Annotated in this window: 12 protein-coding genes; 6 read left to right on the forward strand and 6 right to left on the reverse strand. The window is 66.1% G+C overall.

All coding sequences use genetic code 11. The annotated features are described in order from the left end of the window. The first annotated feature begins 23 nt into the window (after positions 1–23). Positions 24–3,347, forward strand: a complete 3,324-nt coding sequence (locus TL10_RS17890; protein ID WP_082067987.1) for a helix-turn-helix transcriptional regulator — start codon at positions 24–26, stop codon at positions 3,345–3,347. A 69-nt stretch (positions 3,348–3,416) separates the two neighbouring features. On the opposite strand, the gene fdxA is transcribed toward TL10_RS17890, so the two are convergent. Together fdxA and TL10_RS17900 are read right to left on the reverse strand one after the other, a co-directional pair. Further along, a complete protein-coding gene (gene fdxA, locus TL10_RS17895; protein WP_043986662.1) occupies positions 3,417–3,758 on the reverse strand; it encodes a ferredoxin in 342 nt (113 codons plus the stop codon). Positions 3,759–3,839: 81 nt separating this feature from the next. Further along, positions 3,840–4,472 carry a TIGR03086 family metal-binding protein gene (locus TL10_RS17900; protein ID WP_043986663.1) on the reverse strand — a complete coding sequence of 211 codons (633 nt, stop codon included), beginning with the start codon at positions 4,470–4,472 and terminating at the stop codon, positions 3,840–3,842. Between the two features lie 51 nt (positions 4,473–4,523). On the opposite strand from TL10_RS17900, the gene TL10_RS17905 reads away from it, so the two are divergent. Beyond that, positions 4,524–4,952 carry a MarR family winged helix-turn-helix transcriptional regulator gene (locus tag TL10_RS17905; protein WP_043986664.1) on the forward strand — a complete coding sequence of 143 codons (429 nt, stop codon included), beginning with the start codon at positions 4,524–4,526 and terminating at the stop codon, positions 4,950–4,952. Between the two features lie 10 nt (positions 4,953–4,962). On the opposite strand, the gene TL10_RS17910 is transcribed toward TL10_RS17905, so the two are convergent. Beyond that, entirely contained in the window at positions 4,963–5,970 is a 1,008-nt protein-coding gene (locus TL10_RS17910) for an SIS domain-containing protein (RefSeq protein WP_043986665.1), read from the reverse strand. 191 nt (positions 5,971–6,161) lie between these two features. Here TL10_RS17910 and trpS point away from each other — a divergent pair, with 191 nt between their 5' ends. Then, a complete protein-coding gene (trpS, locus tag TL10_RS17915) occupies positions 6,162–7,190 on the forward strand; it encodes a tryptophan--tRNA ligase (RefSeq protein ID WP_043986666.1) in 1,029 nt (342 codons plus the stop codon). Between the two features lie 75 nt (positions 7,191–7,265). Beyond that, positions 7,266–8,288, forward strand: a complete 1,023-nt coding sequence (gene yhjD, locus TL10_RS17920) for an inner membrane protein YhjD (protein ID WP_043986667.1) — start codon at positions 7,266–7,268, stop codon at positions 8,286–8,288. 4 nt (positions 8,289–8,292) lie between these two features. Here the strand turns inward: yhjD and TL10_RS17925 are convergent, their stop codons facing one another. Further along, positions 8,293–9,531 carry an oxygenase MpaB family protein gene (locus TL10_RS17925; protein WP_043986668.1) on the reverse strand — a complete coding sequence of 413 codons (1,239 nt, stop codon included), beginning with the start codon at positions 9,529–9,531 and terminating at the stop codon, positions 8,293–8,295. Between the two features lie 147 nt (positions 9,532–9,678). On the opposite strand from TL10_RS17925, the gene TL10_RS17930 reads away from it, so the two are divergent. Together TL10_RS17930 and TL10_RS17935 are read left to right on the forward strand one after the other, a co-directional pair. Further along, positions 9,679–10,119, forward strand: coding sequence for a MarR family winged helix-turn-helix transcriptional regulator (locus TL10_RS17930; protein WP_043986670.1), 441 nt, complete (start codon positions 9,679–9,681; stop codon positions 10,117–10,119). A gap of 65 nt (positions 10,120–10,184) precedes the next feature. After that, positions 10,185–11,276 (forward strand): NmrA family NAD(P)-binding protein, encoded by a 1,092-nt coding sequence (locus TL10_RS17935; protein WP_043986671.1) that lies wholly within the window; start codon positions 10,185–10,187, stop codon positions 11,274–11,276. Here TL10_RS17935 and TL10_RS17940 read toward each other — a convergent pair whose 3' ends face one another. Both TL10_RS17940 and TL10_RS17945 read right to left on the reverse strand, forming a co-directional pair. Next, positions 11,277–11,771 carry a DoxX family membrane protein gene (locus tag TL10_RS17940; protein ID WP_234711475.1) on the reverse strand — a complete coding sequence of 165 codons (495 nt, stop codon included), beginning with the start codon at positions 11,769–11,771 and terminating at the stop codon, positions 11,277–11,279. After that, positions 11,771–12,229: a DM13 domain-containing protein gene (locus TL10_RS17945; protein ID WP_043986672.1), complete on the reverse strand. Its 459-nt coding sequence runs from the start codon at positions 12,227–12,229 to the stop codon at positions 11,771–11,773. Before TL10_RS17945 ends, TL10_RS17940 begins: the two co-directional genes overlap by 1 nt. Positions 12,230–12,247: the final 18 nt, after the last annotated feature.

The raw sequence follows: 12,247 nt of genomic DNA on the forward strand, positions 1-12,247 counted from the left end.
TGTAATGCGCCCGCCGCGGCGCGATGCTGGCTAGCATGAGCCAGATTGATTCACCTGCGGATATGCCGTTGAACTGGAGCGATCTGGCCGTGAGTGGGCTGTTGCCTACGGGAACCGTGACGTTGCTGCTGGCCGACGTCGAGGGCTCGACGCGGCTGTGGGAGGCCCAACCGGACGAGATGGCCGCGGCCGTCGCGCAGTTCGATCGCCGGATATCGGACATCATCGCCACCTATGGCGGGGTACGGCCTGTCGAACAAGGTGAGGGTGACAGCTTCGTCGCGGCGTTCTCCCGCGCCGGTGACGCGGTGGCGTGCGCGCTGCAGCTCCAGCGTGAATCGGTGGCGCCGATCCGGCTGCGCATCGGGCTGCACACCGGCGACGTCCAGTTGCGCGACGAAGGCAACTACGCAGGCCCCACCATCAACCGGACCGCGCGGCTGCGCGACCTGGCGCACGGTGGACAGACGGTGCTGTCGGGCACGACCAGCGACGTGGTCATCGATCGGCTGCCGACCGACGCCTTCTTGCTCGACCTCGGCGTGCACGCGCTGCGGGACCTGCCGCGACCCGAACGGGTGGTGCAGCTATGTCATCCCGATCTTCGCAACGACTTCCCTCCCCTGCGTACCTCCAAAGCCATTGGTGCGCACAATCTTCCGATGCAGCTGACGAGTTTCGTCGGCCGCGAGACGGAGATGGCCGACGTGACGCGGTTGCTGGACGAGAACCGGTTGGTGACGCTCATCGGCGCGGGCGGCGCGGGAAAGACCAGGCTCGCCATCCAGGTGGCGGCGCGCTTGGCGCCCGGCCTTCGTGACGGCGCGTGCTACGTCGACCTGGCGCCGATCACAGATCCGGACGTCGTGCCCATCGCGGCGGCCCGGGCGCTTGGCCTCCCAGACCAGCCGGGCCGCTCCATCATGGAGACGCTCGCAAGGTCCATCGGGGACCGGAATCTGCTTGTTGTGCTGGACAACTGCGAGCATCTGCTCGACGCGAGCGCGGAATTGGTTGTTGCGGTCCTCGGGTCATGCTCAGCGGCGACGGTGCTGGCCACCAGCCGCGAGCCCGTCGGCGCACCCGGCGAGGTGACACGGCAGGTACCGTCGCTGTCGCTGGCCGACGAGGCGGTCGAACTGTTTACCGATCGCGCCCGCCTCGCCCGCCCCGACTTCGCTGTCACCGACGACAACTCCGCGGCCGTCGCGGAGATCTGCCGGCGTCTCGATGGAATGCCCCTGGCGATCGAACTCGCCGCGGCGCGCGTGCGGGCGTTGTCGTTGGCCGAAATTGTTGCCAGCCTTCATGATCGCTTCCGGCTGCTGACCGGCGGTGCCCGCACGGCGGTGCGCCGTCAGCAGACGCTGCACGCCTCGGTGGATTGGTCTCACGCGCTGCTGACCGAGCCTGAACGGGTCCTGTTCCGCAGGCTCGCTGCCTTCTTGGGCGGGTTCGACCTCGATGCCGCGCAAGTTGTCGCCGCCAGCACGGAGGCCGAGCGCTATCAGGTACTGGACCAGCTCGCTCTGCTCGTCGACAAGTCGCTTGTGGTGGCCGAATACGTCGGTGGCCGGACGCGGTATCGATTGCTCGAGACCATGCGTCAGTACGCGCTGGAGAAGCTGGGCGAGTCAGGCGAGGCCGCGGCCGTCCGCGCGCGGCACCGCGACCACTACACGGCCATGGCAATGCGGCTCGACACTGCGGACAGGACGAGCAACGCCACACTGCTTGATCAGGTCGAAACGGAGATCGACAACCTGCGGGCGGCGTTCGCTTGGAGTCGCGAACAATCCGAGACCGAGCTGGCATTGGTGCTGGCGTCAGCGCTGCAACGACTTTGGATGGGTCGTGGGCGGCTGCAAGAGGGGAGCTCCTGGTTCGATTCCGCCTTTGCGGAAGCCGATCGCGACGGCGCCGACATCTCGGCAGCCGTGGAAGCGCGTGCGCTGGCCGAGAGGACATTGATCAATGCCTGGATGGGTGAGTGGGGTGTCGAGCAGAGCGAGGCCAAACAGGCTTTGGCGCTGGCCCGGAATGTGGGGGACCAGGCTCTGCTGGCCCGTGCCCTTGCCGTCTGCGCGTACACCAGCGGTTTCATGACGGACACGGGGCGGCCGTACTTTACCGAGGCGTTGGATCTCGTCCGTGCCCTCGGCGATGAGTGGACATTGGGCCAGATCCTCACCTGGCAGGGGCTCGGTGCTTTTATTGCAGGAGACCCGATTCTCGCGCGCGATGCGGTCGAAGAAGGACGTGAGGTCGCGGATGCGATCGGAAATCCGTTCGATTCGCGGATGTGCCGCTTCTACCTCGGGTGGGTACACCTGTGGCGTGGTGAGCTGACTGAGGCGATCGCGCAGTTCGGCCAAGTGGCCGCCGAGGCCGATGCGTGCGCCGACGTCGTCGTGAAATCAATTGCCCTGGAATGCCAAGTGCAGGCATTGGCATACCACGGCGATACCGACGCTGCGTGCACTGTGGGCGCCGAGGCCATCCGAGTTGCGGTGCAGGCCGGCGGTATTTACCCCGGGGTTGCCCACCTGGCATCGGCCTACGCGGCACTTGCGACGGGTGACGTCGCGGCGGCTGCCGCGGCCAGTCGGACCGGCTGGCCAGACCTCAGCGCCCAACCCGATGTCGCGGCGACGTTCATTGCCCCGATGGTCCAGGTGGCTCTGGCGGAGGGCGACCTGTCGACGGCGCTTCGGTTGGCCGATGATGCCGTGGGCACCACAAATGGCTGGCACAAGATGGTGGCACTGACGATGCGGGCTCGGGTTGCGATGGCGCAGGGGCAATTGGGGCAGGCTGAGCGCGATGCTCATGCCGCGTTGGCATGCGGTGTCGAGGTGCAAGCCTGCTTGGGCGTGCCTGACGTGATCGACTGCCTCGCGGTATTGGCCGCCGGCTCGGGCGGTCATCGAGAAGCGGTGCGGCTCTTCGGGGCAGCGTCAGCGATGCGGCAACGCACGGGTGAGGTCCGATTCCAGATCTACCAGGCCGACTACGACGCGAAGATTGCGGCGCTGCGTAATACCTTGGGCGAGAGCGATTTCGACTCGGCGTGGGACGAGGGCGCCGCGCTGTCCACGGAGGAGACGATCAACTACGCACAACGCGGCCGCGGCGAACGTAAACGCCCGGCGAGTGGCTGGGCCTCGCTGACCCCGACCGAGCTGGACGTCGTGCGGCTCGTCAACGAAGGGCTGTCCAACAAGGACATCGGCACCAGGCTCTTCGTGTCACCGCGTACGGTGCAGACACACCTCACGCACGTCTACAACAAACTCGGGCTGACGTCCCGGATGCAACTGGCTCAAGAATCGGCGCGGCACGCCTGACGGGATTACGCCGCGGCCCAGTCGTGCCAGTGCGGACTCGGCCGCGATGTCGACGACGGTCTGGTGGGCTTAGCCCCGAAGGGGTAGGGCCGACACCAGCGGGGTGTCCACTCCGACACGACCGATCGCACTGGCGCCGCCGGGGGAGCCAAGGGGCGCGTCGCGTCCAGGGAGTACCTCATCGAAGAATGCGGCATTGTCAGCGAGGTGCGCGAGCTGGTCTTCGGGCAGATCGGCATCGTAGTAAATCGCATCGACTCGGCAAATCAGCTTGCAGGCACCGCAATCCACGCATTCCCGCGGGTTGATGTAGAGCGCCCGATCGCCTTGGTAGATGCAGTCGACCGGGCACTCCTGCACGCAAGACATGTCCGTGACATCAACGCATTCTCGTCCGATAACGTAAGTCATACAACCGACGGTATCGATGACGTAGCACTTGACCTCAGTGGCCGAAAGTTACTGATAACAGGGCCGGAAGTCCCCAATTAGTTACTGGACGGGACGGAGTGACTCGCGGTCGAACGCATCGCCCCAGTGCGGGTCGCGGCCGAGGTGCCGGAGTAGGCGGTCGAAGTCGTTGGTGGCCAGCCCATTACGAGCGGGACCGAACGGCGAGTTCTCCATGTTGCGGAAGTCGCCGTCGGGCACGGCCAGGGTCACGGGGAGGGCTGCGGCGACGACGTCGTCGGGCGGCGTGAACGGGATGCCGAGGCTGACGGCGACGTCCCAGCCGTGCACCACGTAGTCGACGAGGTGGAAACCGATCGCCATCTCGGCGGGCACCGATGTGCCCATTTCTGGTAGTGCGAACTGACTGTCGGGATCGGCAGCTGCGAACGCGTCCAGCACATCGTGCGCGGCCGAGGCGTAGTCGCCGACCGGGTCCTGCGTGTCGCGAACGGAAGCCGCATCCCAGAGCGCGAGATCCTGGCCACCGCCACGTGCGGCGGCTGCGAAGCCGCGGTGCTGGACGGTCATATGAGCGAGCAAGTCGGCCAAATTCCAAGCGGTGCAGGGAGTCGGCCGTCCCAAGTCGGAACTGCCGATGGCGTTGACCACATCGACTGAAGCGAGGACGGCCGCGCGGTGACTGCTGAGGAGATCGGTGGATAATGTAGGCATAGGCTTATCGTAAGCAAGAGCATACGATATGGCAATGCCTACGATGATCGGATGTCAGCCAAGCGACCTGACCTCGCCGCGCTGCTCGCGCCGCTGCTGCGCGAGCTGATCGCCGCCGAGCAACCGGTGCTCGACGCCCATGGCGTGAGCATGTGGGGCTACGTCGTGCTGCTGACACTCGACGAGACCCCGATGCGATCGCAGGCCGTACTGGCGCAGGCGATCGGGGCCGACAAGACCCGCATCATCCGCACGCTCGACGACCTGCAGGACCGCGGCTACATCGAGCGGACTCCCGACCCCGACGACCGCCGAGTCCGCCTACTGTCGATCACCGCGTCGGGACGTCGTCTCAAAGACGCGGTGCAGACAGACATTCAGCGCGGTGAGGAGCACTGGCTCGGTGAACTGAGCGCCGAGGAGCGCCGCGTCTTCCTCAGCGTGCTCAAACGTCTGGCGCCCACGCCCGACCTGCCATGAGTGCTCAGCGTCATAGCGTCTCCGTGACCTTCCTCAGGCCGCGCGGCTGGTCGGGGTCACCGCCGCGGGCGAGCGCCAGGTGCAGCGCAAGCTGTTGTAGCGGAAGGATTTCCAGTAGTGGGGAGAGCTCGCCGCTGACGCCGCTGGGCAGCGCGATGCCGCCGGCGAGCCCGGATAGTGCCGCGGGCGCGCCGACTCCGAACACGTCGGCATTGCGCTCGGCCAGTCGTTCCAGCACCGGCGCCATCGCCTGACCGCCGGCCCCTTCGGGCACCACCGCCAGTACAGGCACCTGCGGGTCGACCGTCGCCAGCGGGCCGTGTAGCAGATCGGCACCCGAAAATGCCTGCGCGGAAAGGTAAGACGTCTCCATCAGCTTGAGTGCGGCCTCGCGGGCGGTGGGGTAGGAGTAGCCGCGGGCGGTGGTGATGAGCCGTTGCGCGAACCGGTACCGCTGCGCGACCTCACGCACCAGCTCGCCGGAGGAGAGCACCTGCTCGCCGAGATCAGGCAGTGCCTCGACATCACCGGCACGGCCGCCGAGCAGCAGTTGCAGCGCAAGCAACTCTGCGGTGTAGGACTTGGTCGCGGCCACCGATTTTTCGGCTCCGGCGAGCACATCGATGTGGATCGCCGCTGCCGAAGCGAGGTCCGAGGCCGGATTGTTGGTGACGGCCACGGTCAGCGCACCGCTGTCGCGGGCCACCTCTACCGAACGCACCAGGTCCGGCGAGCCACCGGATTGGCTCACCGCGACGTAGAGCACGTCGCGCAGGTTGGGTTGGGCGCCGTAGACCGTCATGGTCGACGGCGAGACCAGGCCTGCGGGTAGCCCGTGGTTGATCTCCACCAGGTATTTCGCGTACAGCGCGGCATGGTCGCTGGTGCCGCGCGCCACGAACAGGGCGAATCGTGGTGCGGCCGCCGCGATCTGGGCGGCAGCGGCGCGGATGGGCTCCCGGCCGTCGTCAAGCAGCCGGCGCCAGACCTGCGGCTGTTCGGCGATTTCGGCGGCCATCAGGTGACCGGGCGACGTTTGATCGGGGCTCACTTGTTCTCCTTGTCGGGCTCACGATCCATTAGTAGTCGCTGGCACACTCGCTGTACCGGTTCCGCTTCATCGCGCGGGCCTGAGTGGGCCGGACACACCTCGTTGATGGCCAGCCCCGGAGAAACCCGGATGACAGCAGTGCGAAAATTGGAGCCATCATGAGCAACAGCGGTGCAGGCGCGGACAAGCGCGTCGTCTTTTCCGGGGCACAGCCCACGTCCGACTCGCTTCACCTGGGCAATGCCCTGGGCGCGGTGCAGAACTGGGCCCACCTGCAGGACGGCTACGACGCGTTCTTTTGTGTCGTCGACCTGCATGCCATCACCGTCCCTCAGGACCCCGAGACGCTTCGTCGCCGGACGCTGGTGACCGCGGCGCAGTACCTGGCGCTCGGCATCGACCCCGCCCGCAGCACGGTGTTCGTGCAGAGCCACGTCGCCGAACACACCCAGCTGGCCTGGTTGCTGGGCTGTTTCACCGGCTTCGGCCAGGCGTCGCGCATGACGCAGTTCAAGGACAAGTCGCAGAAGCAGGGCGCCGACGCCACCACGATCGGCCTGTTCACCTATCCGGTGCTCATGGCCGCCGACATCCTGCTCTACGACACCGACCTGGTGCCCGTCGGTGAGGACCAGCGTCAGCACCTGGAACTGGCCCGCGACCTCGCCCAGCGGTTCAACGCGCGGTTCCCCGACACCTTCGTGGTGCCCGAGGCCATGATCCCCAAGGCCACTGCCAAGATCTACGACCTGCAGGACCCGACCGCGAAGATGAGCAAATCGGCGGCCACCGACGCCGGGCTGATCAACTTGCTCGACGATCCGGCCAAGAGCGCCAAGAAGATTCGCTCGGCCGTGACCGACAGTGAGCGCGAGATCCGATTCGACACCGAGGCCAAGCCGGGTATCTCCAACCTGCTGACCATCCAGTCGGCGGTGACCGGCACCGCCATCGACACGCTGGTGGCCGGGTACGAGGGGCGCGGCTACGGCGACCTGAAGAAGGAAACCGCCGAAGCCGTCGTCGAGTACGTCACCCCGATCAAGAACCGGGTCGACGAGCTGCTGGCCGACCCGGCCGAACTGGAGTCGGTGCTGGCCGCCGGCGCCGAGCGCGCCGAGCAGGTGGCGTTCAAGACGCTGCAGCGCGTCAACGACCGCCTGGGCTTCCTGCCGCGGCTGCGCTGACGTTGCGGACGCCGCGCCAGGACACTGGTGGCGTCGCGCACTAGGCTTTCCGGCAAACAAGGGGGTTTGCCAGAAATGACCGACTCGGACCAGCCGGGCCTGCTCGACCGACTGCGCCAGCGGCACCCGTGGCTGGATCGGATCATGCGGGCCCAGGACCGCTACCAGGACTGCAACGGCGACTTCTATGCCGCGGGCATCACCTACTTCACGGTGTTCGCGCTGTTCCCGCTGCTCATGGTCGGTTTTGCCGCCGGCGGCTTCGTGCTGGCCTCGCGCCCTGACCTGCTGGCCGAGCTCGAGGTGCACATCCGGTCGGCGGTCTCCGGTGACTTCGGCAATCAGCTGGTCGGGTTGATGGATTCCGCGGTGAAATCGCGCACCTCGGTCGGTGTCATCGGTCTCGCGACCGCGGCCTGGGCCGGTCTTGGCTGGATGGCCAACCTGCGCAAGGCCCTCACCGAGATGTGGGAGCAGCGGAGCGAACCCGACGGCTGGGTGGGTACCAAGCTGTCGGACCTGCTGGCGTTGGTCTCGGCGTTCGTGGCGATCGTCCTCACCATCGGTCTGACCGCTGTGGGCGATACCGGGTTGATGACGACGGTCCTGCACTGGTTCGGCGTCGGGCATGTGCCGGGCCTCGGCGTGCTGCTGCGGGTGGCGTCGTTGGCGGTGTCGTTCCTTGTGGCGTGGTTGATGTTCACCTGGATCATCGCCCGGCTGCCCCGCGAGAAGGTCAGCTTCCGCAGCTCGGCCCGCGCTGCCCTGATCGCCGCGGTCGGCTTCGAACTCTTCAAGCAGGTGGGGTCGATCTACCTGCGGACCGTCATGCACGGGCCGGCGGGCGCGACGTTCGGTCCGGTGCTGGGTCTGATGGTGTTCGCCTATGTCACCGCGCGGCTGATCCTGTTCTCGACGGCGTGGGCGGCGACGTCCGCGGACACGTTGGCACTGGTTCCGGTGGCCCCGCCAGGGCCGACCACGATCGTCACTCGATACCGCGAACGCGACGGTGTCGACGCTAGCAGCGTCGCGGTCGGTGCGGCCGTGGGTCTGCTTGGTGGGCTTGGTCTTTCGCGGTTGACCCGACGCCGGTAGGTGCTCAGCGCCGTAGCGGGTTTGTGGCGATGAACTGCTCGGGCTTGTGTTCTGAGGCCCAGCGTTGCCAGCGCTCCCAGGCGTCCACCGAGCGTCGTTGCCAGGCCGCATCGACTGCCGGGCTGACCCGACGGGCGATCTCCAACATGGTGATGAACGGCGCTCGGGCCAGTAGCAGCGTCAACCCCAGCCATGGCGACGGCAGTCGGTATTGCTTGCGGTTCCAGGGCAGCATGAACAGGCGGGTGTAGCCGGACTGGATGTGCAGATGCAGTTTGGCGCGCCACCGCTGCAGCCCGGTCTGGTCCTGGCGGGGCGCGAAGGACGGGACGAACGACTCCACCAGTTCAGTACCGGCCGCGCCGGAGTCATGCGACCGGGTGGCGTCGAACAGATACAGCATCCGCACACCGTCGGCGACGGTCTTGGGGAACACTTCGGACTGCACCCCGACCAGGTGGCCGAGGTAGCGGTTGAAATGCATGGCCGCGCGGATTTCCTGCGGCGACGTGAGGTAACCCAGCGAGTACAGACCCAGCGCGGGGCCGACACTGCCGCCGAGCAGGGTCAGCATCATCTCGGCCTGGCTGATCGGCAGTCCCCAACGGGCGCTGTCCCATTCGGCGTTTTCCGCTACCCGAAGGCGGACGCTGACGTGCATCACCCGGACCTGCATCGAGATGCGTCGGCCCAGCGATCCCGGGGTGAGTGCCGCACCGGGCCGGCACACCTCGATCCACCACCGGGTGGTCTCCAGATAGCGGTTCAGTGCTGATGCGCCGGCGTAGCCACCCGAGAGCGACAGCGGTACGGCCAACGAGCCCTCGGTATAGGTGTCGAGGGTGCCCGCATTGCCGATGGCGCCCAACGTGTAGCCCCAGCGGCGCCAGACTGCGGCGCCCTGCTCGATCAGTTCCGGGTCCACCCAGTCGGGGATCACTTCGAATTCGGCGAAGAGTTGCCGCATGGAATCCGGCGCGTCCGGCACCTGATCGATGCCGAGATCGAGCGCCTTGTTCAACAGCGCCCGGGATTGTTCGGGCCCGAGATCGCCCAGGAAGGTCTCGTCGACGAACCGCTCGGCGACGGGGTCGCCGGTGGTGAGCAGACGGGTGTAACCGTCGACGATCTCGTCGTCGGGGAACAGGTCGAAACGGGTGATTCGCTTGAGCGCGTTGCGAATCCGGGCGTGCGGGCCGGCCTCGCGTGCCTCCGGCCACCGGAATGCTGATGGTGCAGGCACGGTCCTCCTGTCGAGAGCTGCCGGGGTGGTGCGGTTCAGTGCAACGTAGCACCCGGTTGACGCCCGTCAAGTTTGTGATGGCCGTTTCGGCACTCGATTCGGCGGCCGCCCGTTGCTCATCAATGGTGTATATGCAACAATGACGGCATGGTCCAATCTGCCGTCGATGAGGTCGCCAGTAATTGCCTGGCGGTTCGCGTCCGGCTACTCGGCCGGGCGGTGACGAGCCTGTACGACCATGCCCTTGAAGGGCATGGCGTCAGCATCGCTCAAGTCAATCTCATGGCGGCACTGGGGAAGGCGGGTCCCTGCTCGCCGGCGCGTATCGGCGAGGTGCTGCAGCTGGAACGGTCGACCGTCAGTCGCAACCTGGGTCTGTTGATGAAGCACGGCTGGGTGGAGGCGGTATCCGCGAATGCCAAGGGGGTGCGTGAGGTTGCGCTGACGTTATCGGGCCGCAAGAAGATCGAGGCCGTGATGCCGGAATGGCGACGGGCGCAGCAGGAGGCTGCCGAGCTCTTGGGATCCGGCGGCGTCAAGGCGGTCCGAACTCTCGCCGTCAACGTCGTTCGGTCGCTCGGCGACTAGAAAATCACCGGGTCGGCTTCTACTGATCCCTAAATGTTGTATATACACCAAATGGAGGAGCTGTTATGTCACATCCCACGTCGAGGATCTTCATGATCGGCGCGACCGGCGCCCAGGGCATCCCCGTCGCCCGCGCTCTCGTGGCCGACGGGAAGTACTCTGTCCGATTTCTCACTCGCGATGCCACGAGTGCGCGAGCAGAAACGTTGCTCGAACTGCCAAACGTCTCGGCGCTCGTAGGCACATTCACCGACGAGGCGGCGCTGCGAGAGGGCTTTCGCGGATGCGACGGCGCGTTCGTCAACATCGACGGATTCAACACCGGTGAGAAGACCGAGATGTATTGGGCCATGCGCGCCTACGAGATCGCTGTCGAGGAGGGTGTCAGGTTCTTCGTATACGGAAACCTTGACTACGGGCTCAAGAAGGCCGGTTACAACTCCAAGTACCGCGTCGGGCACTACGACGGCAAGGGGCGCATAGCTGAATGGATCCTGCTGCAAAATCAGGAGAATTCGGCTCGGATGGGCGCCGCCATCTTCACGACGGGGCCGTACATCGAGATGACGATCTCGCCCCTGACCCCCATGGCGCCCAGCGTGGAGGGCGGCGTCGTCACCTGGCGGGTGCCTCTCGGCGATGGCGCGGTGCCCCATGTCTCGCTCGAGGATTGCGGTTACTACGTCCGCTGGCTCTTCGACAACACCGACCGTTCCAATGGCATGGACCTCGAGGTGGCCGTGGACCACATCGCGTATCACGAGCTTGCCCGGGCGTTCGAAACAGTTACCGGGCATCCCGCGCAATATGTCGACACGGACATGGACGCCTACTGGCGGGGGCCGCTCGGCCACGTCGCTGGTAGTCCTACCGGATACAACGCAGACCCGAATGACCCGAGCACCATGACAATTCGCGATAACTTCACCGGGTTCTGGCACCTGTGGAAAGACGGCATCATCAAGCGCGACTACGCACTGCTGGACGAAATCCACCCGAACCGGATCCGCACCGCCGTGCAGTGGTTCAGACGCGAGGACGAACTCGGTAGAGCGGCCGGGAAGGGCGGCCTCTGGGAGCGTGTCCAGCCGGAAAGCTGGACACGGGACTCGGCTGTTTTGAAGAGCCTCCAAGACTTGCGTAGCGGAAAGCCCTGATCAGCTCTGGTCGTGAGCCGATCGCCGGCGCGTCAGCGCCATGATCGACCAGTAGCTCGAATGTCCTTGTCCGGCAAGCACGCCCACGCTCAACAGCGCCATGATCGGATATTGGGCGATGAGCTGATCCGAACTCCAGTAGACCGCGAGCAATCCCGCCGATGCGACGGCGGACAGCGTCGAGAACACGCCCAGTACCAGGACCAGTCCCAGCGCGACCTCGGTGAGCGGAGTCATGATGCCGGCGAGGTCGGCCGTCGGCCGCAGGAGGTGTTCGGCCACGAAGCGAAAGTATTCCGGCACACGAGAATTCGCCGACGCGCCGTCGACGACTAGCAGGATGTCCGCGCGCCCGAAGTGGGCCCGGAACTTGACGTAGCCCTCGTGGAGCCACAGCAGGCCCAGCCCGACCCGGACCGCGCCGAAGAGAATCGACGCGGCCAGGTCGGCGCGGTCGCGCGTGGTGAGTGCGCGGGTGGTCATCAGATCGGACATCACATGAGTGAGGCAGCGCCGAAGACTGCCTTCGCCTTGTCGCAGTGGATGACGACGGTGGTGTAGCCCATCGTGTCGATGCCGGTCAGCGAGAACGACTGCGTCGCCTGGTCGAACTTGATGGCGGAGATCTGCTTACCTGCCGCGACGTCGGACTCGGCGGACCCCTTCGTGAGGTACACGTGCAGGTCTGGGCCCTCATCCGAGGAGAAGTCGGTGAACTCGAGATTCGAGCCGGTGATCGTCGCCGTGCCGCCGACGTGCTTGCCGTTCAGTCCGGTGAAGTGGCCCATGCGCGCGGCGGCGCTCGCGGTGCTCATCGCGGAGGTCATGGCAGAGGTCATCGCGGAACTGGCGGGGCTGGCAGAACCAGCCGACTTCATCTCATTCGCGCCGCACGCGGTGAGCGTCAGAGCGAACACCGCAGCTGCTGTCGCTGCGATCGGCTTGATGACCATGTGGAACTCCTTCGAGCG

It is taken from the genome of Mycolicibacterium llatzerense (assembly GCF_000878195.1).
GTDB lineage: Bacteria > Actinomycetota > Actinomycetes > Mycobacteriales > Mycobacteriaceae > Mycobacterium > Mycobacterium llatzerense.